The sequence below is a fragment of the Cellulosimicrobium sp. KWT-B genome, assembly GCF_002127155.1.
Taxonomy (GTDB): Bacteria; Actinomycetota; Actinomycetes; order Actinomycetales; family Cellulomonadaceae; genus Cellulosimicrobium; species Cellulosimicrobium funkei.
In genome coordinates this window covers 1177450-1204447 of record NZ_NEDO01000001.1, presented here as the reverse complement: position 1 = coordinate 1204447, position 26998 = coordinate 1177450, and the positions used below count along the sequence as shown (strand labels likewise).

Annotated in this window: 17 protein-coding genes and 1 pseudogene; 14 read left to right on the top strand and 4 right to left on the bottom strand. The window is 74.7% G+C overall.

Features of this window, described 5'->3' with window-relative positions:
- Positions 1-33 precede the first annotated feature (33 nt).
- The 4 genes from B9L22_RS05225 (at position 34) to B9L22_RS05210 (ending at position 7463) form a co-directional block, all read left to right on the top strand.
- The gene (locus tag B9L22_RS05225) at positions 34-3027 is read left to right on the top strand and encodes a glycoside hydrolase family 3 C-terminal domain-containing protein (protein WP_233139732.1); all 2994 of its coding nucleotides are present in this window, start codon (positions 34-36) and stop codon (positions 3025-3027) included.
- A 216-nt stretch (positions 3028-3243) separates the two neighbouring features.
- Complete coding sequence (locus B9L22_RS05220) at positions 3244-5763, top strand: glycoside hydrolase family 3 C-terminal domain-containing protein (RefSeq protein WP_086149439.1); 2520 nt, start codon at positions 3244-3246, stop codon at positions 5761-5763.
- A gap of 21 nt (positions 5764-5784) precedes the next feature.
- The gene (locus B9L22_RS05215; RefSeq protein ID WP_043658912.1) at positions 5785-6423 is read left to right on the top strand and encodes a hypothetical protein; all 639 of its coding nucleotides are present in this window, start codon (positions 5785-5787) and stop codon (positions 6421-6423) included.
- On the top strand, positions 6420-7463 hold the full coding sequence (locus B9L22_RS05210) for a glycosyltransferase family 2 protein (RefSeq protein WP_043658914.1): 1044 nt from the start codon (positions 6420-6422) through the stop codon (positions 7461-7463). The genes B9L22_RS05215 and B9L22_RS05210 overlap by 4 nt, the downstream gene beginning before the upstream one ends.
- A gap of 9 nt (positions 7464-7472) precedes the next feature.
- Here B9L22_RS05210 and B9L22_RS05205 read toward each other — a convergent pair whose 3' ends face one another.
- Positions 7473-7949: an Lrp/AsnC family transcriptional regulator gene (locus B9L22_RS05205; protein WP_021482549.1), complete on the bottom strand. Its 477-nt coding sequence runs from the start codon at positions 7947-7949 to the stop codon at positions 7473-7475.
- A gap of 142 nt (positions 7950-8091) precedes the next feature.
- On the opposite strand from B9L22_RS05205, the gene B9L22_RS05200 reads away from it, so the two are divergent.
- The 9 genes and pseudogenes from B9L22_RS05200 to B9L22_RS05160 all read left to right on the top strand — a co-directional run bounded on the left by B9L22_RS05200 (position 8092) and on the right by B9L22_RS05160 (position 19722).
- Entirely contained in the window at positions 8092-9405 is a 1314-nt protein-coding gene (locus B9L22_RS05200) for a thiamine pyrophosphate-dependent dehydrogenase E1 component subunit alpha (RefSeq protein WP_086149690.1), read from the top strand.
- Positions 9402-10430, top strand: coding sequence for an alpha-ketoacid dehydrogenase subunit beta (locus B9L22_RS05195; protein ID WP_086149438.1), 1029 nt, complete (start codon positions 9402-9404; stop codon positions 10428-10430). The genes B9L22_RS05200 and B9L22_RS05195 overlap by 4 nt, the downstream gene beginning before the upstream one ends.
- Positions 10427-12145, top strand: coding sequence for a dihydrolipoamide acetyltransferase family protein (locus B9L22_RS05190; protein WP_086149437.1), 1719 nt, complete (start codon positions 10427-10429; stop codon positions 12143-12145). The genes B9L22_RS05195 and B9L22_RS05190 overlap by 4 nt, the downstream gene beginning before the upstream one ends.
- Positions 12142-13782: a carboxyl transferase domain-containing protein gene (locus B9L22_RS05185; protein WP_086149436.1), complete on the top strand. Its 1641-nt coding sequence runs from the start codon at positions 12142-12144 to the stop codon at positions 13780-13782. The genes B9L22_RS05190 and B9L22_RS05185 overlap by 4 nt, the downstream gene beginning before the upstream one ends.
- 4 nt (positions 13783-13786) lie before the next feature.
- Positions 13787-16174: a biotin carboxylase N-terminal domain-containing protein gene (locus B9L22_RS05180; protein ID WP_086149435.1), complete on the top strand. Its 2388-nt coding sequence runs from the start codon at positions 13787-13789 to the stop codon at positions 16172-16174.
- Positions 16171-17346, top strand: coding sequence for an acyl-CoA dehydrogenase family protein (locus B9L22_RS05175; RefSeq protein WP_085386792.1), 1176 nt, complete (start codon positions 16171-16173; stop codon positions 17344-17346). Before B9L22_RS05180 ends, B9L22_RS05175 begins: the two co-directional genes overlap by 4 nt.
- 105 nt (positions 17347-17451) lie before the next feature.
- Positions 17452-17925: pseudogene (locus B9L22_RS05170) on the top strand (MaoC family dehydratase); the annotation flags it as partial.
- Positions 17926-18116: 191 nt separating this feature from the next.
- The gene (locus B9L22_RS05165) at positions 18117-19019 is read left to right on the top strand and encodes a CoA ester lyase (protein ID WP_304441580.1); all 903 of its coding nucleotides are present in this window, start codon (positions 18117-18119) and stop codon (positions 19017-19019) included.
- Between the two features lie 115 nt (positions 19020-19134).
- Positions 19135-19722 (top strand): hypothetical protein, encoded by a 588-nt coding sequence (locus tag B9L22_RS05160; protein WP_051028391.1) that lies wholly within the window; start codon positions 19135-19137, stop codon positions 19720-19722.
- A 52-nt stretch (positions 19723-19774) separates the two neighbouring features.
- On the opposite strand, the gene pntB is transcribed toward B9L22_RS05160, so the two are convergent.
- The 3 genes from pntB to B9L22_RS05145 form a co-directional block, all read right to left on the bottom strand.
- The gene (gene pntB / locus B9L22_RS05155; RefSeq protein WP_086149433.1) at positions 19775-21184 is read right to left on the bottom strand and encodes a Re/Si-specific NAD(P)(+) transhydrogenase subunit beta; all 1410 of its coding nucleotides are present in this window, start codon (positions 21182-21184) and stop codon (positions 19775-19777) included.
- Positions 21181-22779, bottom strand: coding sequence for a Re/Si-specific NAD(P)(+) transhydrogenase subunit alpha (locus tag B9L22_RS05150; RefSeq protein WP_086149688.1), 1599 nt, complete (start codon positions 22777-22779; stop codon positions 21181-21183). Before B9L22_RS05150 ends, pntB begins: the two co-directional genes overlap by 4 nt.
- Before the next feature lie 171 nt (positions 22780-22950).
- Positions 22951-25755, bottom strand: coding sequence for a lysylphosphatidylglycerol synthase domain-containing protein (locus B9L22_RS05145; protein WP_233139728.1), 2805 nt, complete (start codon positions 25753-25755; stop codon positions 22951-22953).
- Positions 25756-25925: 170 nt separating this feature from the next.
- Here B9L22_RS05145 and B9L22_RS20680 point away from each other — a divergent pair, with 170 nt between their 5' ends.
- Positions 25926-26840, top strand: coding sequence for an HdeD family acid-resistance protein (locus tag B9L22_RS20680; RefSeq protein WP_086149432.1), 915 nt, complete (start codon positions 25926-25928; stop codon positions 26838-26840).
- Positions 26841-26998 lie beyond the last annotated feature (158 nt).

The following is a 26998-nucleotide window of genomic DNA, read 5'->3' as shown; positions in this document are numbered from 1 at the left end:
CTGAGGAACGGGCCGCACTCGAGGAGGAATGCAGTGAACGCCAGGGCGAAGAACGCCGACGGTGCCAGGACACCGATGTCGAACAAGAAGTTCCTGTGGATCTGGGTCCCCGTGCTCGCGACGGTGACCGTGCTCGTCGTCGTCGCGAACGTCGCGCTCAACGTCGCAGGCGGCTGGGTCGCGTCCCAGCTCGGGTCCGGCACCTACACGTTCACCAACTCCGAGGAGTCCTCGGGCTGGGACACCGCGTACTACACGGCCGAGCACGACAGCCAGGAGTCCGTCGACGAGGCCGCGAAGACCCTCGTCGAGGAGATCGCGGCCGGCGGCATCGTCCTCGCGAAGAACGAGGCCGGCGCGCTGCCCCTCACGCCCGACGCCCGCGTGACCATGCTGGGCCGCGCGTCCGCGGACCCGGTGTTCGGCGGCTCGGGCTCCGGCTCGGTCGACACGAACTCGGCCGTGACCGTCCGCGGGGGCCTCGAGAACGCGGGCCTCACGGTCAACGACGAGGTCTACGCCACGATCGAGGCGTTCGCGGCGGAGAACCCGCGCGGCCACATCGAGATGGACAACCCCGACGCGTCGAGCTACACCGTCGGCGAGCTGCCCGTCGGCGACTACGAGGCGCGGTCCGGGACGTTCGCCGAGTTCGGCGACGCCGCGATCGTCACGATCGGCCGCCCCGGCGGCGAGGGCGGCGACCTCACGCGCGACATGACCGGCTGGGACGACCACGCCGAGCCCGGTCAGCACCAGCTCGAGCTGAACAAGGACGAGAAGGACCTGATCGCGCTCGCGAAGTCGAGCTTCGAGACGGTCGTCGTGGTCGTCAACGCGTCCACGACGCTGGAGCTCGGCGAGCTGCAGGCCGACCCGGAGGTCGACGCGATCCTCCTCGCGGGCTCGCCCGGCGCCACCGGCTTCAACGCCCTGGGGTCGGTCCTCACGGGCGAGGTCAACCCGTCCGGCCGCACGGTCGACGTGTGGGCCGCCGACTTCACGGCCGACCCGACGTTCGCCAACTTCGGGAGCTTCTTCTACTCGAACGTCGAGGCGTCCTACCCCGTCTCGGCGGTCGAGAAGGCGACGTCCAACGCGACCGTCACGAGCAACGCGCCGTTCGTGAACTACAGCGAGGGCATCTACGTCGGGTACCGCTACTACGAGACCGCTGCGGCCGAGGGCTTCATCGATTACGACGACGCGGTGGTCTACCCGTTCGGCTACGGCCTGAGCTACACCGACTTCGCGTGGGCGGTCACGGCCACCGAGGCGGGCGACGTCGACGGGACCGTCGCGGTCACGGTCGAGGTGACGAACACGGGCACGGTCGCCGGCCGCGACGTCGTCGAGCTCTACTACTCCGCGCCGTACACGCCCGGCGGGATCGAGAAGTCCGAGGTCGTCCTCGGCGACTTCGCCAAGACCGGGACGATCGCGCCGGGCGCGAGCGAGACGGTGACCCTCGAGCTCGCCGTCGAGGACATGGCGTCCTACGACCACCTGGGCGCGAAGGCGTACGTCCTGGAGGCGGGCGACTACACGCTCAGCCTGCGCACCGACTCCCACACCGTCGCGGCGGGCACCGAGCCGATCACCTACGCGGTCGCGTCCGACGTCGTGTACACGGGCGAGGAGCACCGCGCGTCGGACCTCGCCGAGGTGACGAACCGGTTCGACGACGTCTCCGCGCGTTTCAGCGCCGACGGCGCGGACGGCACGGTCGTCCCGATGTCCCGCGCCGACTTCGCGGGCACGTTCCCGCAGGCCCCGACGGCCGAGCAGTCGGTCGCGGACGAGGCCACCCAGGAGGGCTTCGCCGCCTGGGACCACGAGGCCGAGGCCGCCGCGTTCGACGGCGAGATGCCGGCGACGGGCGAGCGCTCCGACCTGACGCTCGTCGACCTGCGCGGCCTGCCCAAGGACGACCCGCGGTGGGAGGAGCTGCTCGACTCCCTGACGGTCGGCGACATGACGGACATGCTCCTCAACGGCGCGTACCAGACGGCCGCGATCGCCTCGATCGCCAAGCCGCAGACGGTCGAGCCGGACGGCCCGGCAGGCTTCTCGTCCTTCATCAACTCGTCGATCAACGGCGTCGCCTACCCGTCCGAGGTGCTCATCGCGCAGACGTGGGACGTCGACCTCGGCACCGCGATGGGCACGATGATCGGCGAGGAGGCCCTGCAGAAGGGCCTCAACGGCTGGTACGCGCCCGCGGTGAACCTGCACCGCTCGCCGTTCGGCGGCCGCAACTTCGAGTACTACTCGGAGGACCCGCTCCTCTCGGGCCGCATGGCCGCCGCCGTGTCGAACGGCGCGGCGAGCAAGGGCGTCTACACGATGCTCAAGCACTTCGCGCTCAACGAGCAGGAGACGAACCGCGTCGACAACGGCCCGGCGACCTGGGCGACCGAGCAGACGATCCGCGAGATCTACCTCAAGCCGTTCGAGCTCGCGATCAAGGACGTCTCCCTGGACGTCCGCTACATCGCGGACGACGAGGGCACGATCGAGGAGACGACGGTCGGGGCGCTCGGCATCATGAGCTCCTTCAACCGCATCGGCGCGACGTGGACGGGCGGCTCGAAGCCGCTCATGACGGACGTGCTGCGCGGGGAGTGGGGCTTCGAGGGCTTCGCGATCACGGACTTCAACCTGTACCCGTACATGAACCCCAACGAGGGCCTCGACGGGGGCACGGACCTGACGCTCACCTTCCAGCCGTCGAAGTCGTTCGGCGACACGACGTCCGCGAAGGCCGTCACGGACATCCGGAACGCGACCCACAACATCCTGTTCACGGTGGCCAACTCGAACGCCATGAACGGGCTCGCCCCCGGCGCGACGGTCACGTACACGCCGCCCACCTGGGTCTACGTCCAGATCGGCGTGTCCGTCCTGCTCGGGCTGCTCGTCCTGGTCGGCGCCTTCCTCGTGGTCCGGCGCGTCCGCCGGCACCGGTCGGCGGCCGAGGAGGTCGCCGCACCCGCCTCCGAGCCGGCGGTCCCCGCCGCCCGGTAGCCGGTGACCACCGGGCCTCCCGGGCGGGCGACCGCCCGGGAGACCCGGCACCCGGCGCCGTCGGGCCGGTGGCGCCCACCACCGCCGGCCCGACGCCAGGGCCCGGACGGCCGTCCGGCCCCGGGCCCCGCCCCGCACGTCCGACCAGTCGCCGTCCGCGGCGCACCCGCCGACGGCCGGCCCCGGCCTGCCCGGGACCGGCCCGACGCACCCCGCATGACCCCACGACCACGCAAGGAGAGCACCGTGCAGCTCCACGGCGAGACCACCGCCGCGGCCGGCGAGACGGCCGCGACCCCGGGGCCGACGACCGCCGTCGTCCCGACCGCGAGCCTGACGCTCCTGGAGAAGGCGGCCCTGCTGACGGGGAAGACCGTGTGGGAGACGCACGACCTCCCGCGGCTCGGCGTCCGCTCCCTCTGGCTGGCCGACGGCCCGCACGGCGTCCGCAAGCAGCTCGGGGCGGCCGACCACCTCGGCATCGCGGCCTCGCAGGAGGCCACGTGCTTCCCGACGGCGGCCGCCGTGGCGAACACGTGGGACGTCGAGCTGGCCGAGCGCGTGGGCTCCGCGCTCGGCGCCGAGGCCGCGGCGCAGGACGTCGACGTGCTGCTCGGCCCGGGCCTCAACATCAAGCGGTCGCCGCTCGGCGGGCGCAACTTCGAGTACTTCTCCGAGGACCCGCTGCTCGCGGGCCGGATGGCCGCCGGCTACGTGCGCGGGATCCAGTCCCACGGCGTCGCCGCGTGCCCCAAGCACTTCGCGGTGAACTCCCAGGAGCTGCGCCGCATGGTCTCGGACTCCGTGGTCGACGAGCGCACGCTCCGGGAGGTCTACCTCTCGGCGTTCGGGATCGTCGTCGCGGAGGCCCGGCCCCGGACGGTCATGTCGTCGTACAACCTCGTCAACGGCGTCTACGCCCACGAGGACCCGTTCCTCCTCACCCAGGTCCTGCGCCGGGAGTGGGGTTTCGACGGCGCCGTCGTCTCCGACTGGGGCGGCTCGAACGACGTCGTCGCCGCCGCGGCGGCCGGTGGCACCCTCGAGATGCCGGCGGCCGGCCTGGGCTCGGCGCGCCGGCTCGTCGACGCCGTGCGGTCGGGCCGCCTCGACGCGGCCGACCTCGACGCGCGCGCCGAGGAGGTGCTGCGGCTCGTCGCCGCGGCCCGCGAGCCGGGCACCGCCCCGGCCGTCGACGCCGACGCCCACCACGTGCTCGCCCGCGAGGTCGCGGCACGCTCGGCGGTGCTGCTCAAGAACGAGGACGCGATCCTGCCGCTCGCCGCGGGGACCCGGGTCGCGGTCGTCGGCGACTTCGCGCGCACCCCGCGCTACCAGGGCTCCGGGTCTTCCGCGGTCAACCCGACGCGCCTCGACAGCGTGCTCGACGTGATCGAGGGCTCGGGGCTCGAGCTGACGACGTTCGCGCCCGGCTTCCGCCGGGACGGCACGCCCGACGCCGCGCTGCGCGAGGAGGCGGTCGCGGCAGCGCAGGGCGCGGACGCGGTGCTGCTGTTCCTCGGTCTCGACGAGATCGCCGAGTCGGAGGGCCTGGACCGCACGACGCTCGCGCTGCACCCGGCGCAGGTCGAGGTCCTCGAGGCCGTGGCCGCGGTCAACCCCGCGACCGTCGTGGTCCTCGCGGGCGGGGGCGCGATCTCCACCCCGTGGCTCGGCGCGGCTCGCGCGCTCGTGCACGGCTACCTCGGGGGGCAGGCCGGGGCCGGGGGCGTCCTCGACGTGCTCACCGGCGCCGTCAACCCGTCGGCGCGGCTCGCCGAGACGCTGCCCGTGCGGCTCGCGGACACCCCGACCGCCGCGTCGTTCCCCGCGACCGGGCGCACCGCCGTCTACCGCGAGGGCCTGTACGTCGGCTACCGGTACTACACGAGCGCCGACGTCCCGGTCGCGTTCCCCTTCGGCTTCGGGCTGTCGTACACGACGTTCGCGCACTCCGACCTCGTGGTCGACGCGGACGCGGGAGCCGTCGGCGTGACGGTCACGGTCACCAACACCGGGCCCGTCGCGGGGGCGGACGTCGTGCAGGTCTACGTGCGCCGGGAGACGCCGGGCGTCCACCGCCCGGACCGCACGCTCGCGGGGTTCGCGCGCGTCGAGCTCGACCCGGGCGAGTCGCGCACGGTCACCGTCCCCCTCGGGGACGCGGCGTTCCGGCACTGGGACGTGGCGACCGGGGCGTGGCAGGTCGAGCAGGGTGCCTGGTCGGTGCTCGTCGGCTCCCACGTCGACGACCTCCCGCTGTGCGCGACGGTCGAGCTCGACGGCACGGTGCCTCCGCGCACCGAGGACGACCTGCCCGAGCCGTACCGCACCGGACGCGTCCACGACGTGTCGGACGCGCAGTTCGCGGCGCTCCTCGGCCGACCGGTCCCGACCGCGGCGTGGTCCGGGGTGCTCGGCGTGAACGACCCGCTCTCGCGCCTCGCCGACGCGCGCTCGCCCCTCGCCCGGCTCGCGTTCCGCGTCCTGTCCTGGCGGCGCGACGCGGCGGACCGCAAGGGCGCGCCGGACCTCAACGTCCTCTTCCTGCTCAACATGCCGTTCCGGGCCATCGGGAAGATGACCGGCGGCATGGTCGACGACGCGATGGTCGACGGCATCGTCCGCATCGTCAACGGCCACTTCTTCCGCGGCACCGGCGCCGTCGTGCGCGGGTTCGTCCGCAACCGCCGTGCCGACCGTCGTACCGCCCGCACGCTGCGCGGCGACGCCTGACCCGCTCGAAAGGGAACACCCATGCTCACCCGCCTCCGCGACGCCTGGCGCCGGTTCTCCGAGAAGCGACCGGGGACCGCGCAGTTCGTCGTGTTCCTCGTGCTGAGCAACGGCATCACCGTGCTGCAGCTCGCGCTCATGCCCCTCATCAAGTGGGTCTTCGGCATGACCGCCCTGGTCGACGTCGCGTTCCAGGTCTGGCCGGTCGGGACGAACCCGGACGGGTCGACGTTCTACGTGTTCGACTACGCCGCCGGCCCGCTCCCGGGCGGTGGCGGGGGGCTGGCATACTTCCTCGCCGTGCAGATCACCTTGCTGGTGGCGCAGGTGATCAACTTCTTCGCTCAGCGCACCATCACGTTCAAGTCCAACTCGTCCGTCGCGAAGGCCGCGCTCTGGTACACCATCGCGTACGTCGTGATCTCGATCGCGGCGGCCGCCGCGCAGGGCCTGTACAAGACGCCGATCTACGAGCTGTTCATCGACACGTGGGGCCTGGGCGGCGCCGGCGAGACCCTCGCGGACTTCACGACGATGATCATCAACGCCGCGATCTCGTTCTGGGTGTTCTTCCCGATCTTCAAGGTCATCTTCAAGCAGGTGCCCGAGACGCCGGCCGCGCCGGAGGCGGAGCACGCCGGAGAGGTGCGTGCGTCGTGACCCCGCTCCTGACCGTCGTGGTCCCGGCGTTCAACGCCGAGCCGTACCTGGCGCGCGCCCTCGACTCGCTCGTCGGGTTCGGTCCCGAGGTGGAGGTGCTCGTCGTCGACGACGGCTCCACCGACGGGACGGCGGCGCTCGCCCAGGGCTACGCGGACCGGTTCCCGGGCGAGGTGCACGTGCTGCGCAAGGCCAACGGCGGGCACGGGTCGGCGATCAACACCGGCCTCGACCACGCGCGCGGGGAGTACCTCAAGGTCGTGGACGCCGACGACTGGGTGGACCGTGCCGCGCTCGCCCAGGTGCTCGCGACGCTGCGCGGGTTCGTGCGCCGGTTCGTGGACGCCGGCACCCCCGGCGGGGAGCCCGTCGACCTGCTGGTGAGCAACTTCGTGTACGAGAAGGTCGGCAAGCGCGTGAAGACGGCCGTCCGGTACCGCGGCGCGCTGCCGCGCGGGCGCGTGCTCACGTGGTCGCAGACCCGCCGCTTCGCCAAGCGCCAGTACATGATGATGCACGCGCTGATGTACCGGACCCAGGTGCTGCGCGACGCGGGCCTGCGGCTCCCCGAGCACACGTTCTACGTGGACAACCTGTACGCGCTGGTGCCGCTCGCGCACGTCCGCACGCTGTACTACCTCGACGTCGACCTCTACCGGTACTTCATCGGCCGCGAGGACCAGTCCGTGCACGAGGCGGTCATGCTCAAGCGGCTCGACCAGCAGCTCCGCGTCAACTGGCTCATGCTCGAGCACGTCTCCCGGACCCCGGTGACCGACCGGCGCCTGCGCCGCTACCTGCTGCACTACGTGGAGATCATCTGCGCGGTGTCGTCGATCCTGCTCGTGCGCGCGGGGACTCCCGCGTGCCTCGTGGAGAAGGAGCGGCTCTGGTCGCGCCTGCGCGCCCAGGACCCCCAGCTCTACCACCAGGTGCGCTGGTCGGGCCTCGGGCAGATCGCCAACCTCCCCGGTCCGGCGGGACGGCGCGTGACGGTCCTGGCCTACCGGGTCGCGCAGCGCGCGATCGGCTTCAGCTGACCGTCCCCGTCAGCGCGGTCCGCGGCGCTGCTTCTCGATGAGCGGCCGCAGCCGGTAGGGGATGAGCTCGCCCATGGAGAGCGACGTCTCGGTGCGCTCGACGCCGTCGATCGCGAGGATCGCGGCGTCGATGCGGAACAGGTGGTCCGTGTCGCGGCACGCGACGGTGACGCGCAGGTCCGCGGTGCCGCTGCGCCCGAACGCCTGCACGACCTCGGGGATGCGCGCGAGGTCGTCGACGATGCGCGCGAGCTCCTTCTGCCGGAGCTGCACCTCGACGAACGCCGTGAGGGGGTGCCCCAGGACGTGCGGGTCGATGCGCCGGTCGAGGTCGAGGAACGCGCCCTCGGCCTCGAGGCGGGCGAGCCGCGCGGCGACCGTGTTGCGGGAGAGCCGCAGCCGGTCGGCGAGCGCGACGATCGTGGCCCGCGGGTCGTCGGCGAGCGCGAGCAGGAGGTCGAGGTCGACAGCGTCGGCGCTGTGCATGGTGCTCACCCTAACCGAGTGACAGCGGTCACAGTGCACGGTGCGTCAGGCGTCGGTGGAGCCATGTGCGTGACGCGGGTTACGTTCCCCCTACCTCGGTCCTCGACGGAGAGGACCGGCTCCCCGAGGTGAGGTGGCGACGATGCCCAGCGAACCTGCGGTGCGGACCGGACCGACGGCGGCGACCCCGCCGAAGGCGTACGACGGTCACCGGGCGGCAACCCCGCGCGACGCACGAGCAGACCGGAAGAACGTGGTGCGCGACGTGCGCAAGGACGCGCCGCGGCAGGACCCGCCCGACCCGGGCCCCGGGTCGACGCCGACCCTGCGCGTGCTCGACGAGGACGGCGCCCGCCACCGCGACCCGGACCTCGACCGGTGGCTCGCGGACCTCGACCCCACGGCGCCCGACGACGCCGCGCGCGCGTCGGCCCGCTCGGCGCTGCTGCGGCTCCACGAGGACATGGTCGTGGCGCGCCGCATCGACGCGGAGGCCACGGCGCTCCAGCGGCAGGGCGAGCTCGCGCTCTGGCCGCCGCTCCTCGGCCAGGAGGCGGCGCAGGTCGGCTCGGCGCGCGCGCTGCGCGACGACGACTTCGTCTTCTCCTCCTACCGCGAGCACGCCGTCGCGCGGGTGCGCGGTGCGGCGCTCGTCGACCTCGTGCGCGTGTGGCGCGGCGTGGCGGTCTCCGGCTGGGACCCGTACGCGATCGGCATGGCGTCGCCGCAGGTCATCATCGGCGCCCAGGCGCTGCACGCGACGGGCTGGGCGATGGGCGTGCAGAACGACGTCGACGCCGGCCGCGTCGACGCCGCCGCCGGGCTGCCGGTCGGGGTGTCGTACTTCGGCGACGGCGCGATGAGCCAGGGCGACGTCAACGAGGCGTTCGTCTTCGCGTCCACGTACCGCTCGCCGGTGGTGTTCTTCTGCCAGAACAACCAGTGGGCCATCTCCGAGCCGGTCGCGCTCCAGTCGCGCGTCCCGCTCGCGGAGCGCGCCCGCGGGTTCGGCCTGCCGGGCGTGCGCGTCGACGGCAACGACGTCCTCGCCGTGCTCGCCGTGACGCGCGCGGCCCTCGACCGCGCCCGGCACGACGGCGGCCCCACGTTGATCGAGGCCGTCACCTACCGCATGGGCCCGCACACCACGGCCGACGACCCGAAGCGCTACCGCGACGCGGCCGAGGTGGAGGAGTGGACGCGCCGCGACCCGATCGCGCGCTTCGAGGCGTACCTGCGCGCCGTCGGGGTGCTCGACGACGCGGGCGCGGCGCACGTGCAGGAGGTCGCCGACGCGGCGGCCGCCGAGCTGCGCGCCGGGTGCGTCGCGCTCACCGACCCGCCGCCGCTCTCGCTCTTCGACCACGTCTACGCGGAGCCGCACCACGCGCTCGACCGCGAGCGCGCGGAGTACGCGCACTATCTCGCCGGCTTCGACCGGGAGGAGGCGCGATGACGACCCTCACGCTCGCGAAGGCGCTCGGCGCCGGGCTGCACCGCGCGATGACGGACGACGACCGCGTGGTCGTCATGGGCGAGGACGTCGGACGCCTGGGCGGCGTCTACCGCGTCACGGACGGGCTCCAGGCGGAGTTCGGACCGCGGCGCGTGCTCGACACCCCGCTCGCGGAGTCCGGGATCATCGGGACGGCCGTCGGGCTCGCGTACCGCGGCTACCGGCCGGTGTGCGAGATCCAGTTCGACGGCTTCGTGTTCGTCGCGTTCGACCAGATCCTGTCCCAGCTCGCGAAGATGCACGCCCGCACCGGCGGGAAGGTGCGCCTGCCGATCACGATCCGCATCCCCGTGGGCGGCGGCATCGGCGCGGCCGAGCACCACTCGGAGTCGCCCGAGGCGCTGTTCGCGCACACGGCCGGGCTGCGCGTCGTGTCGGTCGCGAACCCGCAGGACGCGTACACCGTGCTCCGCCAGGCCGTCGCGTGCGACGACCCGGTGATCTTCTTCGAGCCCAAGCGGCGCTACCACCTCAAGGGCGAGGTCGACCTCGACCCCGTCGACCCGCCGCCCATGGACCGGGCCCGCGTCGTGCGCGAGGGCCACGACGTCACGCTCGTCACGTGGGGCGGCCTCGTCGGGACCGCGCTCGACGCCGCCGTCGCCGCGTCGGACGACGGCGTGTCCGTCGAGGTGGTCGACCTGCGCTCGCTGTCGCCGATCGACCACGACACCGTCGCGGCGTCGGTCCGCAAGACCGGGCGGGTCGTCGTCACGCACGAGGCCCCGCGCCAGGCCGGGCTCGGCGCGGAGATCGCCGCGACCGTGACGGACCGCTGCTTCGAGTACCTCGAGGCCCCGCCCGTGCGGGTCACGGGCCACGGCATGCCGTACCCGCCCGCGAAGCTCGAGGGCCACTACCTGCCCGACCTCGACCGCATCCTCGACGGCGTCGACCGCGTCCTGGGGCGCGTCGAGCCGTTCATGCCGTCGTCCGGGCGCCCCGTCGCGGAGGTGGCCCGATGACGGCGCTGCGCGAGTTCCGCCTCCCCGACCTGGGCGAGGGCCTCACCGAGTCCGACATCGTCAGCTGGCACGTCCACGCGGGCGACCGCGTCGAGCTCAACCAGGTCATCGCCGAGGTCGAGACCGCGAAGGCCCTCGTCGACCTCCCGTCCCCGTACGCGGGCGTCGTCGCGTCCCTCCACGCGCAGGAGGGCCAGACGGTGAGCGTCGGCGAGCCGCTCGTCACCTTCGAGGTCGACGACGGCGCGGCCCCCGCGTCCGGCGGCGGTGCCGCCCCGGTGGCGGACGGCGCCGCGGCGCCCGGGTCCGCCGAGGGCGCGGTGGGCGCGTCCGTCGGCGGGCCGGAGCGCGCGTCCGCCGGGGTCCGGGCCCGGGTGCCCGACGCCGTCCCCGCCCTGGTCGGGGCGGTCGCCGGGGCGGTGGCCGGGATGGGGACCGCCCCGGCGGGAGGCCTGTCCGACGGCCCGGCCCGCTCGGGCGGTGACCCGGTTGTCGACCCGGCCGCCGCCCAGGCCGACCCCACCGACGCGCCCGAGCCGAACCTCGTCGGCTACGGGGCCCGACCCGACCGGGTCGGGCGGCCCGCGCGTCGACCCCGGCGGGCGGTGACTGAGACCCAGGTTTCACCGCCCGACCTCGCCGAGGCGCCACGCCGCACCACCGTGACCGGCGAGCGGCCCCGGTCGACGCCGCCGGTGCGCGCGCTCGCGAAGAAGCTCGGCGTGCGGATCGACCGCGTCGAGGGCTCCGGCCGCGACGGGCTCATCACGCGCGAGGACGTCCTCGCGGCGGTGAGCTGCCACCGCGACGTCGCACGCCGACCGCGCGACGAGCACCCCGAGCACCCTGCGACGTCCGCCGGCCCGGGGGCACCGAGCGGCGAGAAGCGAGAACTGGCCCCTCCGGACCGCGGCCGAGGGGCCACTTCTCCCCTCTCGGCGCCGGGTGCAGTGACGGGCGTGGCCGTCGGCCGCGCGGCCGGCCTCGAGGCGGAGGTCGTGCCCGTGCGGGGCGTGCGCAAGCACACTGCGGCGGCGATGGTGGCGAGCGCGTTCACGGCGCCCCACGCGACGGTGTTCCTCACGGTGGACGTCACGCGGAGCGTCGAGCTCCTGGAACGGCTGCGCACCCATCGCCTCGCGCGCGGCGCGCGGATCACCGTGCTGGCGCTCGCGGCCCGTGCGCTGTGCCTCGTGCTGCCGCGCCACCCCGCGCTCAACAGCGCGTGGCGCGACCTCCCCGACGGCTCGGCGGAGATCGTGCGGCACCGACGGGTGCACCTGGGGATCGCGGTCGCGACCGACCGGGGGCTCGTCGTGCCGCACGTGCCCGACGCGCAGGCGCTCGACCTGCCCGACCTCGCCGTCGCGCTGACCGACCTCACGACCACCGCGCGCGACGGCCGTACGACGCCCGAGCGCCTGACCGGCGGGACGATCTCGATCACCAACGTCGGGGTGTTCGGCGTCGACGCGGGCACCCCGATCCTCGTCCCCGGCGAGGCGGCGATCCTCGGCCTGGGGGCGGTGCGGCGTCGGCCCTGGGAGCACGACGGCGAGGTCGCGCTGCGCGACGTCGTCACGCTCAGCCTGTCGTTCGACCACCGCGTGGTCGACGGCGAGCAGGGCGCGCGCTTCCTCGCCGACCTGGGCGCGCTGCTGGAGGACCCGGCGCTCGCGCTCCTCGCCGGGAACCGGCAGGAGGTGGTCGCGTGACCGTCCTGACGAGCGCCGTCGAGCCCGGGTCGGACGCGGCCCGGGCGAACGACGCCGCGCAGCGCGGGCTCGCGCGGGAGCTGCGCGAGCGCACGGCGGACGTCGCGCGCGGCGGCCCGGCGTCGGCGCGCGACCGGCACGTGGCGCGCGGCAAGCTGCTCCCGCGCGACCGCGTCGACCGCCTGCTCGACGAGGGCAGCCCGTTCCTGGAGATCGCGCCCCTCGCCGGGTACGGCGTGGACGACGGCGCGTGGCCGGCCGCGGGCGTCGTCGCCGGGATCGGCGTCGTGAGCGGGCGGCAGGTCATGGTCGTGTGCAACGACGCGACCGTGAAGGGCGGCACGTACCACCCGCTCACGGTGAAGAAGCACCTGCGGGCGCAGGAGATCGCGCTCGAGAACCGGCTGCCGTGCGTCTACCTCGTCGACTCGGGCGGCGCGTTCCTGCCCCGGCAGGCCGAGGTGTTCCCGGACCGCGACCACTTCGGCCGGATCTTCTACCACCAGGCGCGCCTCTCGGCGGCGGGGATCCCGCAGATCTCCGCGGTGCTCGGGTCGTGCACCGCTGGCGGCGCCTACGTGCCCGCGATGAGCGACGAGACCGTCATCGTGCGCGGGCAGGGCACGATCTTCCTCGGCGGGCCCCCGCTCGTGAAGGCGGCGATCGGCGAGTTGGTCACGGCCGAGGAGCTCGGCGGCGGTGAGCTGCACGCGCGCCGCAGCGGCGTCGTCGACCACCTCGCCGACGACGACGAGGACGCGCTCGACACCGTGCGGCGCATCGTCGCGACGCTCCCGCCCGACCCGGAGCCCGCGTGGGACGTCGCGACCAGCGAGCCTCCGCGCGTGGCGGGTGCTGCCGTACAGGACCCGGGGGAGGATCTGTACGCCGCCGTCCCGGCCGACGTCCAAGCCCTCTACAACCCGCGCGAGGTCATCGCCCGGCTCGTCGACGGGAGCCGGTTCGACGAGTTCAAGCGCGAGTACGGCGACACGCTCGTGACGGGCTTCGCGCGCATCCACGGGCACCCGGTGGGGATCCTCGCGAACCAGGGCGTGCTGTTCTCGGCGTCCGCGCTCAAGGGGGCGCACTTCGTCGAGCTGTGCGACCAGCGCGGCATCCCGCTGCTGTTCCTGCAGAACATCTCCGGCTTCATGGTCGGCACCGACGCCGAGGCGGGCGGGATCGCGAAGGACGGCGCCAAGATGGTCACGGCCGTCGCGACGACGCGCGTCCCGAAGCTCACGGTGATCGTCGGCGGGTCGTTCGGGGCGGGGAACTACTCGATGTGCGGCCGCGCGTACTCGCCACGCTTCCTGTGGTCGTGGCCCGCGAGCCGCATCTCCGTGATGGGCGGCCCGCAGGCCGCGTCCGTGCTGTCGACCGTCAAGCGCGACCAGCTCGCGGCGCGCGGCGAGACGTGGGACCCCGACGAGGAGGCCGCGTTCTCCGCCGGCATCCGCGCCGACTACGACGAGCACGGCAGCCCCTACTACGCGACCGCGCGGCTGTGGGACGACGGCGTGATCGACCCCGCCGACACGCGCCGCGTGCTCGGCCTCGCCCTCGGCGTGTGCGCGCGCACGCCCCTCGCCGAGACCTGGACCGGTGACCGGTTCGGCCTCTTCCGGATGTGAGCCGATGACCTCCCACAGCCCCCACGACGCGACGCCCCGACAGGCCGACGGTCCCGGGTTCCGCACGGTCCTCGTCGCGAACCGCGGCGAGATCGCGTGCCGCGTGATCGGCACGCTGCGCCGCCTCGGCGTGCGGTCCGTCGCCGTCTTCTCCGACGCCGACGCCGACGCGCGCCACGTGCGCGAGGCCGACGTCGCGGTCCGGCTCGGGCCCGCGCCCGCCGCGCAGAGCTACCTCGACGTCGACGCCGTCGTTGCCGCGGCCGTCGCGACCGGGGCCGAGGCGGTCCACCCCGGCTACGGCTTCCTCTCGGAGAACCCGGCGCTCGCCCGGGCGTGCGAGCGCGCGGGGATCGCGTTCGTCGGGCCGGGCGTCGACGCGCTCGAGGCGATGGCCGACAAGCTCGCCGCGAAGAGCATCGTCGGCGCCCGGGGCGTGCCCGTCGTGCCCGGCGCCGGCGAGCCCGGGATGTCCGACGACGACCTCCTCGCCGCCGCGGGCGCCGTCGGGTTCCCGCTGCTCGTCAAGCCGTCCGCCGGGGGCGGGGGCAAGGGCATGGTCGTCGTGCGCGCCGAGGCCGACCTGTCGGGCGCGCTCGCGTCGGCGCGGCGGGTCGCGGCGTCGTCGTTCGGCGACGACACGCTCCTGCTCGAACGGCTCGTCGAGGCGCCGCGCCACATCGAGGTGCAGGTGCTCGCCGACACGCACGGAACCGTGGTCCACCTCGGCGAGCGCGAGTGCTCGCTCCAGCGCCGCCACCAGAAGGTGGTCGAGGAGGCGCCGTCGCCGCTCCTCACCGCGGAGCAGCGCGCCCGCATGGGCAAGGCCGCGTGCGAGGTCGCGCGGTCCGTCGGGTACGTCGGCGCCGGGACGGTCGAGTTCCTCGTCCCTGCCGCGAGCCCGGACGATTTCTTCTTCATCGAGATGAACACGCGCCTCCAGGTCGAGCACCCCGTGACCGAGATGGTCACCGGCCTCGACCTCGTCGCGCTCCAGCTGCGCGTCGCGGCGGGCGAGCCGCTGGGCCTGGCCCAGGACGACGTCGTGCTCCGCGGCCACGCCGTCGAGGCGCGCCTCTACGCCGAGTCGCCCGACCGCGGCTTCCTCCCGGCCACCGGGTCGGTCCTGGTCTACGACGACGGCGGCGTCGCTGCCGGGCCGGGCGCCTCGCCGCTGCGCCTCGACTCCGGGATCTCCGGCGGTGCCGTGGTGGGTGGGCACTACGACCCGATGCTCGCGAAGGCCGTCGCCTGGGGAGAGACGCGCGACGAGGCCGTGGAGCGCCTCGACGGCCTGCTCGCGCGGACGGTCGTGCTGGGCGTCGAGACGAACACGGCGTTCCTGCGGTCCCTGCTCGCGGACGACGACGTCCGTGCGGGCCGGCTCGACACCGGCCTGATCGACCGGCTCGTGGCGTCGGGGTCGGGGTCTGTGGCCGGGTCCGGCGAGGGGCCGGGGGGTGCGCGCGCCGTCTACCCTCCGCGCCCTCGTTCCTCGGGCGCTCCCGCCAGGCCCGACCACGACGGCGCGCACACCCCCCGCCCCCTCGCCTCGGAGGTCGGCTCGCCGACCGACGGCCCGGACTGGGTCGACCTCGTCGCCGCAGCCCTGTTCCTCGTCGAGCAGGTGGTTGTGGCTCGTCCGGGGGGCGGGACGGGCCACGACCGCCTGCTCGGCGTCGGAGTGGCTGCCGATGGCGATCCCTGGCGGGTGGGGGACGGGTGGCGGCTCAACGGGGACGCGGCGGCGCGGCGGGTCCTGCTCGTCGATGCGGCCGGGGGCGCGCACGAGGTGCGGGTGTCCGGGGTGGTGGGGGACGCCGTCGTGCACGTGCCGGCACCCGACGACGGCGCGTGGCCCGGCTCGACGACGCGCGCGGTGCGGGCGTCGCTCGCCCGCGACCCCGGGGCCGACGGCGCGTGGTGGCTCACCGTCGACGGGGTCCGGGAGCGCGTGCGGCTCGCCCTCGACGCACCCCCCGCCGACGGCGAGCCCGCGACGGTGTGGGTGTGGCGCGACGGGCGGACCGTCGCCCTGGCCGCCCCGGACCGGGAGCAGCGCGCCGCCCGGGCGCGGGCCGACCGCCGTCGGGCACGGGGTGACGCGCCCGGCGCGACCGACCCCGAGGTGCGCGCCGCGATGCCCGGCACGGTCGTCACGGCCGCCGCGGACGGCGAGCCCGTCACCGCCGGGGACGTCCTCGTCACCGTCGAGGCCATGAAGATGGAGCACCCGCTCCTCGCCCCGCACGACGGCGTCGCCGACGTGCGCGTGCGCCCCGGCGACCTCGTGCGCCGGGACCAGGTGGTCGCCGTCGTCCACCCTCACGACTCCGGGGCGGCACAACCCGCCGCCCCGGTCCCGCAACCCGACACCCAGGGAGCATCATGATCGAGGCCGACGTCCTGCTCGACGACGAGCAGCGGAAGCTCAGCCAGGTGGTGCGCGACTTCGCGGACAGCGTCGTCGCGCCCGCCGCCTACCGCTACGACACGGAACGCCGCCTGCCGATGGAGATCATCGCGCAGATGGGGGAGCTCGGGCTGTTCGGGCTGCCGTTCCCGCGCGACGTCGGCGGCCAGGGCCAGGACTACGTGTCGCTGTGCCTCGCCGTCGAGGCGCTCGCGCGCGTCGACCAGTCGATCGCGGTGACGCTCGAGGCCGGGGTCGGGCTGGGGATCGTCCCGCTCTACCGGCACGGCTCGCGCGAGCAGCAGGAGCGGTGGCTGCCCGACCTGCTCGCCGGGCGGGCGCTCGCGGCGTTCGGGCTCACCGAGGCCGGGGCCGGGTCCGACGCGGGCGGCACCCGCACGACCGCGCGGCTCGACGGCGACGAGTGGGTGATCGACGGGTCCAAGCAGTTCATCACCAACTCGGGGACGCCCATCACGAGCCTCGTGACGATCACCGCCGTCACGGGCGAGACGGTCGGCCCGGACGGCGAGGTGCGCAAGGAGCTGTCGAGCATCATCGTCCCGGCGGGGACCCCCGGGCTCGAGGTGGGGCCGTCGTACGACAAGGTCGGCTGGCACACCTCGGACACGCACCCCCTCACGCTGACCGACGTCCGCGTGCCCGCCGGGAACCTGCTCGGCGAGCGCGGCCGCGGGTACGCGAACTTCCTCCGCGCGCTCGACGAGGGCCGCATCGCGTTCGCCGCCCTCGCGACCGGCGCCGCGCAGGGCTGCCTCGAGGAGGCGCTGCGGTACGCGCGCGAGCGCGTCGTGTTCGGTCGGTCGATCGGGGAGAACCAGCACGTCGCGTTCACGCTCGCCCGCATGCAGGCGCGCGTCCACACCGCGCGCCTCGCGTGGCTCGACGCCGCGCAGAAGCTCGTGCGCGGCAAGCCGTTCAAGGCGGAGGCGTCGGTCGCGAAGCTCGTGGGCGGCGAGGCCGCGATGGCGAACGCGCGCGACGCGTCGCAGATCTTCGGCGGCTACGGGTTCCTCAACGAGAACCCCGTCGCGCGGCACTACCGCGACGCGAAGGTGCTCGAGGTCGGCGAGGGCACGACCGAGGTGCAGCTCATGGTCATCGCGAGGAGCCTGGGACTGGACGGCTAGCGCGGGACCGACGCCGACCACGACGTTGCTGTCGTCCTCACGGTCATCGCGACAGCAACCTCGTGGTCGGCGGCTGACGACGTCAGGGACGAGGGGAGGAGCAGCATGCGCGAGGTGGTCCAGCGGGGCCTGTACTACGACGAGCTGGAGACGGGCGTGGTCTACCGCCACCGGCCCGGCCGCACGCTCACGGAGGCGGACGACATCGTCTTCTCCACGCTCACGATGAACCACCAGGCGCTGCACCTCGACGCCGCGTGGGCCGCGACCCAGCCGTTCGGGCAGCGGCTCGTCAACTCGATGATGACGCTGTCGACGCTCGTCGGGCTCTCCGTCGGGCAGGTCACGCAGGGCACGATCGTCGCGAACCTCGGGTTCCGCGAGGTCGAGTTCCCCAAGCCGCTGTTCCACGGCGACACCCTCTACGCCGAGACGGAGGTCGTGGAGAAGCGGCTCTCCGCGTCGCGGCCGGGACAGGGCGTCGTGACCCTCGAGCACCGCGGCCTCAACCAGGACGGCGTGCTCGTCGCGCGCGCCGTCCGCACCGCGCTCTTCTGGACGCGCGCCGCCCACGAGGCGGCGTCCGCGGCGGTGCCCGCGGGCGCCCGGTCCCCCGGGGCGTCCACCGGACCCGCGGCTGTGGGCACGGCGGGTGCCGATCCCGGCGACAGCTCCGGGCCCGGCACCGGGCGCGACGACGGCCCCGGGCTCGGCGAGCACGCGGCGGGGGTGCACGAGCCCGTCCTCGAACGCGGCGACGAGGAGAGCGCGTGGTGACCGACGGCGTCGGGCACCGCGCCGCCTCGCCGCCAGGGTTCGGGCTCGGGCCCGCGCTGCTGTTCTGCCCCGGCGACCGGCCCGACCGGTTCGCCAAGGCCGCGGACCGCGCGGACGCCGTGATCCTCGACCTCGAGGACGCCGTCGCCCCGCACGCCAAGGACGCCGCGCGGCGCGCCGTCGTCGAGGCGTCCGCGACGCTCGACCCGGCGCGCACGGTCGTGCGCGTGAACCCCGTCGGGACGCCCGAGCACGCGCTCGACGTGGCGGCGCTCGCGGACACGCGCCTGCGGACGGTGATGGTCGCGAAGTCGGGCCCGGAGCTGCTCGGCTCGCTCGGAGCGCTCGCGACCAGCCTCCCGGGCGTCCGGGTCCTCGCGCTGTGCGAGACGGCGGCCGGCGTCGTCGCGGCGCCGGAGCTCGCCCGGAGGCCCGAGGTCGTCGCCCTGATGTGGGGCGCGGAGGACCTCGTCGCGTCCCTCGGGGGGACGTCGAGCCGGCGCCCCGACGGCACGTACCGCGACGTGGCGCGGCACGCCCGCGCTGCGGTGCTGCTCGCCGCCGGTGCGGCGGGGAAGGCTGCGGTCGACGCGGTGCACCTCGACGTGGGCGACCTCGACGGGCTGCGTGCCGAGGCCGAGGACGCCGCCGCGTCGGGGTTCGCCGCGACGGCGTGCATCCACCCGAGCCACGTCCCCGTGATCCGCGCCGCCTACGCGCCGACCGCCGAGCAGGTGGCCGACGCCCGCGCGCTGCTCGACGCCGCGGCCGCGAACCCGGGCGGCGCGGGCGCCGTCTTCACGTTCGAGGGTCGTATGGTCGACGAGCCGGTCCTCCGGCACGCGCGGGCGGTCCTCGACCGGGTGGTTCTCGACCGGGCGCCGTCGGACGGGTGAGCGCGGGGATCTCGCGCTCGCAGGCCCGGCCGACGGCGCCTCGTCACGGCTGACCGGACAAATACCCCGCTCCGCCCGTTCCGCTTGCGGGCTCGGGCATCGTATGGTCACTCGCGTGAACGTCTACGTCGTCCTGTCCCGCAGTCGTACGGTCCTGTCCCGGACGATCGCGCTGGCGACGCGCGACGAGTTCACGCACTCCTCCCTGGCGCTCGACCAGGGGCTCGACCTCATGTTCAGCTTCGGCCGACGCCGCGCGGGCAACCCGTTCGTCGGCTGCTTCCGCCGCGAGCGGTTCGACGACGGCCTGTACCGCGGCATGGACGTCGTGCCGGGGGTCGTGCTCGCGGTGCCCGTGACCCCCGAGCAGCACGAGGCGATCCGCGTCCGGATCACCGAGTTCCTGCTCGACTCGCACGCGTTCTCGTACAACGTGCGCGGCCTCGTCGGCGCGCGGTTCGGCCGCGGGCACGAGGCCGAGGACCGGTTCTTCTGCTCGGAGTTCGTCTACCACGTGCTGCACGGCGCGGGCGTGTGGGACCTCGGGGTCGAGCGGTGGCAGGTGCGGCCCCAGACGCTGCTCGACCTGCCGGGCCGCGTCGTCTTCCGCGGGGACCTCAAGGACTACGTCGCCGCGCACCGGACGCTCGAGACGCTGCCGTCGCTGACGTTCGCCCCTGCCCGGGAGCGCGTGCCCGGCTGATCGCCGACGCGCGCTCCGCGGGCCCCGCGCCGTCCCCGTCGCCCGCGGCCCCTCAGCCCGCGCGGAGCGCCGCCACGATGTCCTCGACCCGTTGCTTGGCGTCCCCGAAGAGCATCCCGGTGTTCTCGCGGAAGAACAGCGGGTTCTGCACCCCGGCGTAGCCCGCCGCCATGGACCGCTTGAAGACGACGACCTGCTCCGCCTCCCACACGTGCAGCACGGGCATCCCCGCGATGGGCGATCCCGGGTCGTCGAGGGCGGCCGGGTTCACGGTGTCGTTCGCCCCGATGACGAGCACGACGTCCGTCCCCGCCAGGTCGTCGTTGATCTCGTCCATCTCGAGCACGATGTCGTACGGGACGCGCGCCTCCGCGAGCAGCACGTTCATGTGCCCGGGGAGCCTGCCCGCGACCGGGTGGACGCCGAAGCGGACCTGCGCGCCGCCGTCGCGCAGGATCTGCACGAGGTCGGCGACGGGGTACTGCGCCTTGGCGACCGCCATGCCGTAGCCCGGCGTGATGACGACGCTCCGCGCGTCGCGCAGGAGGGCCGCGACGTCGTCGGCGCTCACCTCGCGGTGCTCGCCCTGCGGTCCCTCGCCGCCCGCGGGGGCCGCGCCCTCCTCGGCCCCGAAGCCGCCGAGGATGACGGACACGAACGACCGGTTCATGGCCCGGCACATGATGTAGCTGAGGATCGCACCGGAGGACCCGACGAGCGCGCCCGTGACGATGAGCAGGTCGTTGCCGAGCATGAAGCCCGCCGCGGCGGCGGCCCAGCCGGAGTACGAGTTGAGCATCGAGACGACGACGGGCATGTCGCCGCCCCCGATCGATGCGACGAGGTGCCAGCCCAGCGCGAGCGACACGACGGTGAGCAGGAGCAGCGGCCACACGGACGGCGCGACGACGAACCACGCGACGAGCCCGAGGCTCGCCACGAGCGCCCCGAGGTTGAGCAGGTTCCGGCCGGGGAGCTGGAGCGGCGCCGACCGCGTGCGACCGGACAGCTTGAGGAACGCGACGACGGAGCCGGTGAACGTCACGGCGCCCACGAGCACGCCGAGCGAGACCTCGACGAGGTGCGCGACGTCGTCGTGCCCCGCGGCCTGCGCGGTGAGGTAGGAGTTGAAGCCGACGAGCACGGCCGCGGCCCCGACGAAGCTGTGCAGGATCGCGATGAGCTCGGGCATCTGCGTCATCTCGACGCGGCGGGCCCGCCACGTCCCGACGGCGGCGCCCACGAGGAGCACGACCGCGACGAGCAGCGCGGTGACGAGGACGGGTCGGGCGCTCGTGCCGAGCGCGAGGACGATCGTCGCGGCGAGCGCGAGGACCATGCCGACCATGCCGAGGACGTTGCCGCGGCGCGCGGACTCCTGCTTCGACAGGCCTGCGAGGCTCAGCACGAACAGGACGGCCGCGAGGACGTAGACGGCCTGGGCGACGGACGTGGCGGTCATCGGGCCACCCCCTGCGCGCGGGCGGGGACGTCCGTGCGGAACATGCCGATCATGCGGTTCGCGACGAGGAAGCCACCGAACACGTTGATGCTCGCGAGCGTCGCCGCGACGAGCGCGAGCGTCGTGACGGCCCAGTCGTCGGAGCCGAGCTGCAGGAGCGCGCCGACGAGGATGATGCCGGAGATCGCGTTCGTCTGGGCCATGAGCGGCGTGTGCAGGGAGTGCGTGACGTTCGAGATGACGTAGTACCCGACGATCACCGCGAGCGTGAACACCGTGACGTGCCCGACGAGCGACGGCGGCGCGAACGACAGCGCGAGCGTGACGAGCACCGCGGCGAGCGCGGCGCCGACGGTCCGACGACGGCGGCGCAGGCTCGCGGCGGCGGCGGCCTCCGCGGCGGCCCGCTCGCGGTCCGCGGCCTCCTGGGCGGGGTCCGGCGGTGGTGGCGCGGCGGGGGACGGCGCGGCGCTCACCGCGACGGGCGGCGGCGGCCAGAGCACCTCGCCGTCGCGCGCGACGGTCATGCCACGCTGGACCGGGTCGTCGAGGTCGAGGACGGGCACGCCGTCCTTGCCGGGCGTGAGCAGCTCGAGCAGGTGCACGACGTTCGTCCCCAGGAGCTGCGACGTGTGCTGCGGGAGCCGGCCCGCGAGGTCGGTCCAGCCGACGACCACGACGCCGTTCTCGGTCACGACACGCTCGCCCGGCACGGTGAGCGCGCAGTTGCCGCCGCCCGAGGCCGCGAGGTCGACGACGACGCTCCCGGGCCGCATCCCGGCGACCGCCTCGGCCGTGAGGGTGCGCGGCGCCCGGCCGCGCACGAGCGCCGTCGTGACGACGACGTCCGCGTCGGCCGCCTCGCGCGCGTAGACGGCGAGGGCCGCCGCCTCCTGCTCGGGCGTGAGCGGCTTCGCGTAGCCGTCGGCCGACATGCCCTGCTGCGCCGCGGGCTCGCGCACGGCGGTGCCGCCCATGGACTCGATCTGCTCGGCCGCCTCCGACCGGACGTCGAACGCGCGGACCTGCGCGCCGAGGCTCGCGGCCGCGCCGACCGCGGCGAGCCCCGCGACCCCACCGCCGATGACGAAGACCTTCGCGGGCGGCGTCTTGCCCGCGGCGGTGACCTGCCCGGCGAACATGCCGCCGTACTCGGCAGCGGCCTCGACGACGGCGCGGTAGCCCGCGACGTTCGACAGCGTGCTGAGGACGTCGAGGGCCTGGGCGCGCGAGATGCGGGGCACGGCGTCGAGCGCGAGCGCGGTCACGCCGTGGTCGGCGAGGCGCCGCACGAGGTCCGGGTCGTTCGCGGGACCGAGCATCGCGACGAGGGTCGCGCCCGGGCGCAGGAGCGCCACCTGCGCGTCGGTGGGCGCGTTCACGGCGGTGACGACGTCGGCCCCCCACGCCGTCGCGGCGTCGACCACCGCGGCGCCCGCGGCCTCGTACGCCGCGTCGGAGAACGTGGCCCCCGCGCCCGCGTCGTGCTCGACGACCACCTCGTACCCGAGCGCCCGCAGGCGCTCGACCGTGCGCGGGGTGGCGGCGACCAGCCGCTCCCCGTCCCTCACCTCGCGGGGGACACCGATCCTCACGTGCGGGCTCCTCACCTCGTCGGGCGTCGTCGGCACGCGCGCGACCGGTGGGGACGGCGGGTGCGCGGCGAGCCTATCGGGGGCCGCCCGCGCCGTCCCGGGTCGAACGTCCCCGGGGCCGCGGCGTCGGCCCGCGCGGTGCGCCGACCGCACCCGGGCCGGGCGTGGCGGCTAGAGGTCGCCCTTCTTCTGCAGGAAGCGCATGGCGAACCAGCCGATGGGGATGCGCGCCCAGTACGTCGCGACGCGGAAGAGGAGGGTGGCCGACGTGGCGAGCGCGACCGGGACGCCGGCCGCGGTGAGCCCCGCGGTCAGCGCGAGCTCGATGGTGCCCAGGCCGCCCGGCGTCGGGACGGCGGCGCCGGCCGCGTTGCCGACCAGGTAGATCACGGCGACGTCGACGAGGTCGAGCTCCTGCCCGAACGCCGCGAGCGCGGCGTCGAAGGCCAGCACGTAGCCGAGCGTCATGACGATGTTCCCCGCGAGGCCGACGGCGAGCCGCCCCGGCTGGCCGAGCATCTCCGAGAGCCGCGGCCACACCTGCTGGACGGTCGGCCGGAGCTTGGCGAGCGCCCAGGTCCGCACCGCGGGCACGAGGAGCGTCGCGAGCACGGCGAGCGCGACGCCGCCGATGGCGAGCAGCACGGTCGTCGAGGGGAGCTGGACGAGGCCGCCCTCGCCGGTGAAGACCGACAGCACCACGAGGATGAGGATCGTCACGACGAACTGCGACACCTGGACGAGCGCGACGGTGGCCACGGCCATCGGCGTCGAGATGCCGCGCTTCGTGAGCAGCCGGAGGTTGAGCGCCGCCGGGCCGATCCCCGCCGGCGCGGCGAGCGCGACGTAGGAGCCGGCCGCCTGGGTCAGGTTGACGCGCCAGAACGGCAGGCGCTTCGGCGAGAACGCCGTGAGCGTCATCGCGGCGCCGACCCACGTGAGGATGCCGAGGACGAACGACAGGACGGCCCACCACGGGTTCGCCTCGGTGACGGCCTCGGCGATCTGCTCGAAGTTGAACGACGTGACGAGCGCGGTCACCGCGGCGATCACGAGCGCGATCGTCAGCACCGTGCGGGCGCCGAACCGCGTGATCCGCTGCGGCTCGACGTCCGCCTCGGGCAGCCGCTCCACGAGCGCGGCGCGCAGCTCCTTGAGCAGCTCCTTGTCCTGCCGGATCTCCTCGCGCGTGCTCGGCGGCAGGGCGACCGACTGGAGCAGCGGGCCGATGGCCGCGATGTCGTCGTCGGGCAGCACGCTCACCGCGGACTCGACGGCGCGCTGCGCCCCGACGCGCAGCGCGAGCAGCGCGACCATCTGGGCGAGGTCCATGCGGCGCGCGAGCTCGGACGACGCGATGTCGCCCTGCTCCCACCCGGTGAGCCACACCTCCGGGGCGCCCGTCGCCGGGTCGTGCGAGACGAGCACGACGTCGGAGGTCAGGGCGCGGTGCGCGATCCCCGCGGAGTGGGCGAGGCGGAGCTGGCGCCACGCCTCGTTGAGCACCGAGCCGGTGACGTCCTCGACGGGCAGGTCGCGCAGCGACACGGCGCCCGTCGCGTGCTCCTGGACCAGCACCATCGAGTCGGCGGACTCGGCGACGCCCAGGAGCCGCGGCGTGCGGACGCCGGCCGCCCGGGCGGCGTAGGACAGGAGGGCCGTGCGCTCCGCGGCGGCGCGCAGCGAGATCGCGGCGCGACCCTCGCTGCCGCGCAGGCGCAGCGACCGCCAGAAGCGGGTGAGGAAGCCGACGACCTGGCGGTCGCCGTCGAGCACGACGACGTCGCGGCGCACGTCGTCCTCCGCGAGCATCGCGTAGACGCGGTTGTCGCCCGCGCGCGTCAGCGCGATCGCGGCCGGGTCGGACGGGGCGTCCTGCGGCTCGGGGGCGGCGTCCGTGCCTTGCGGGGCCTCGCTCTCGTCGGGGTGCGCGGCCCCGAGGTGGTGCGCCGCGAGGGCCGCGTCGGCGGTGAGGACGGTCCCACCGTCGTCGCTCGCGCCCGGCGCGCGCAGCACGCCCACGTGCACCTCGGCCGTGATCCGGCCCTCGGCGTCGACCTCCGTGATCGGGTCGTCCGCCGCCTCGGCGAGCTCGTCGTCGTCGGTGACGTCGCGCACGCGGACGAGCGCCACGGGGGAGAACCCCGCGCGCCGGACCCCGGCCACGAGGTCGGGCCCGTAGGCGCGCTCGCTGCGGACGCCCGAGACGTACCGCACGGCCAGCCCGGCGATGCGCCCGAGCAGCAGCGTGATGATGATGCCCGGCAGCGAGACCTGGCCGGTGATGAGCACGACGCCGATCGCGACGAACAGCAGGTTCCACGACCACTTGACGGTGCGCCGCCGGGTGCGCGTGCCCGCGGCCGTGAGGAGGCCGGCGATCGCGGCGACGTACAGGTAGTCGGGGATGGTGAGCTGCCACGACCCGTCGATGAACGCGGAGAGCCCGCGGATCAGGTCGTCGGAGCCCCAGGTGCGCAGCGCGAGCACGACCAGCACCCCGAGGAGCAGGCCGAGCGCCGCGGCGACGATGGACTCGACGACCTGCCGCCCCAGCCGGCGCAGACCGAGCTCGACCAGCACCGCGAGCGGCACGAAGAGCGTGATGAGCCCTTCGAGCACGGTGACCGGGAGGAAGAGCACGCGGGCGAGCACGTCCGAGAAGTTCTGCACGTCCTCCGCGACGCCCTCGGTGGTGCCGTGCGCGTACACCGACATGAGCATGACGACCGCGACGCCCACCGCGCACAGCACGAGGTTGACGAAGTCGATCGGGTGCCGGACCCTCTGCTCGGCGGTGTCGACGACCCGGACCGTGCCCTCGTCGTCGGCGTCGCGCGGGGCGAGCAGCGCCTCGAGCGCGCCGGTCTGGGGACGGGCGTCACGCCGGCCCGACGCGGCGAGCGACCCGACCTCGACGACCGCGCCCCCGTGGGGCGTGTCGCCCGTCGTCGGCTCGGGCGCGGGGGAGGACATGCCTGCGAGTCTAGGTCCGGGGGTCCCGGCAGGCGCGGTATTTGGCCGATTCCTCCGGGTGATTCGCCCGGTTCGACCGCTTGTCCGACGCACGTGGGGGGTTGTTCGACGGGCGGGTGTGAGGAAGGCCTCCCTAGCATGGGGGTGCGAGCACCCCTGGGGAGGTCGGCATGGCACGTGGCACGACGACGCAGCGCGACGAGGCCGGAGGCGCCGCACCCGCGACGCCGGACGAGAGCGGGCAGGAGCGCAACCCCTTCCGCCGGGTGTGGTGGCTCCCCGTCGTCCGGGGCACGCTCCTCGTCGTCCTGGGCCTGCTCCTCATGATCGAGCCCCTCGAGCAGCTGGGGACCCTGCGGGTCGTGCTGGGGGCGTTCCTCGTGGCCGACGGCGTGCTGGTCGCCGTCCAGGGGTTCGTGCACCGCAAGCAGGTCGGGTCGGCGTGGTGGCTCGCGCAGGCCGGGGTCAACGTCGTGTTCGGCGTCGTGGTGGCGCTGTGGCCGGACCTCGGCGCGACGGCGCTGTACTACGTCCTCGCCGTCTGGGTGCTCGTCCTCGGCATCACGACGATCGCCGGGGCGGCGGCGCTCGTGCGCAACCGCGACCTCGGCTGGGCGTGGATGCTCGCCGTGGGGATCGTGTCGGTGCTCTTCGGGATCCTCCTCGTCACGCGCCCGCTCGACGCGTTCGACGTGCTGCGCCTCGTCACGGTGGTGTTCGCCCTGTACGCGTTCGTGTCGGGGGCGATCCACGTGGTGTCCGGCTTCGCGGTGCGGGCGGTCGCGCGCGAGCTCGCCGACCTGCGCGCACAGGCGGTCGCGGCCGGCGTCGTCGTGACGGGCGGGTCGGTGCTGGGCGCCGCCGCGGTGCACCCGGGCGTCGCCCCGCCGTCGGCCGTGGGCGGGGCGCCCGCCGGGACTCCTGCGGCCGACCCGGCGGCTCCCGCACCCGACGCGTCCCCGACGAGCGACCTCGCCCCGGCCGACCCCGCCCCGGTGGAGCCTGCCCCGGTCGAGCCTGCTCCGGACGGCCCGGCAGCGGGTGGTCCCGGGGCGGCAGGGCCGGAGGACCGCGCGGGCTCCTGAGGGCCGTTCGGCCGTCGTCCGCCAGGGCCGGGCGCCCCGAGAGGGGCGGGACTTTACACCCACGGCGTGACCGCCGTGAGTGTGTCTCACGTCACGACCGTTGCCCGAGGCGCAGGGTTACGACCGGGTAACAACGCTGGCGTTCTGTCCGGGTTTCT

What these genes read in the sequence shown, in the direction of transcription:
- B9L22_RS05220 (WP_086149439.1), top strand. Translation starts at nt 3,244, where the DNA reads ATGACCCCACGACCACGCAAGGAGAGCACCGTGCAGCTCCACGGCGAG.
- B9L22_RS05215 (WP_043658912.1), top strand. Translation starts at nt 5,785, where the DNA reads ATGCTCACCCGCCTCCGCGACGCCTGGCGCCGGTTCTCCGAGAAGCGA.
- B9L22_RS05205 (WP_021482549.1), bottom strand. Translation starts at nt 7,949, where the DNA reads ATGCACAGCGCCGACGCTGTCGACCTCGACCTCCTGCTCGCGCTCGCC.
- B9L22_RS05200 (WP_086149690.1), top strand. Translation starts at nt 8,092, where the DNA reads ATGCCCAGCGAACCTGCGGTGCGGACCGGACCGACGGCGGCGACCCCG.
- B9L22_RS05195 (WP_086149438.1), top strand. Translation starts at nt 9,402, where the DNA reads ATGACGACCCTCACGCTCGCGAAGGCGCTCGGCGCCGGGCTGCACCGC.
- B9L22_RS05190 (WP_086149437.1), top strand. Translation starts at nt 10,427, where the DNA reads ATGACGGCGCTGCGCGAGTTCCGCCTCCCCGACCTGGGCGAGGGCCTC.
- B9L22_RS05180 (WP_086149435.1), top strand. Translation starts at nt 13,787, where the DNA reads ATGACCTCCCACAGCCCCCACGACGCGACGCCCCGACAGGCCGACGGT.
- B9L22_RS05175 (WP_085386792.1), top strand. Translation starts at nt 16,171, where the DNA reads ATGATCGAGGCCGACGTCCTGCTCGACGACGAGCAGCGGAAGCTCAGC.
- pntB (WP_086149433.1), bottom strand. Translation starts at nt 21,184, where the DNA reads ATGACCGCCACGTCCGTCGCCCAGGCCGTCTACGTCCTCGCGGCCGTC.
- B9L22_RS05145 (WP_233139728.1), bottom strand. Translation starts at nt 25,755, where the DNA reads ATGTCCTCCCCCGCGCCCGAGCCGACGACGGGCGACACGCCCCACGGG.
- B9L22_RS20680 (WP_086149432.1), top strand. Translation starts at nt 25,926, where the DNA reads ATGGCACGTGGCACGACGACGCAGCGCGACGAGGCCGGAGGCGCCGCA.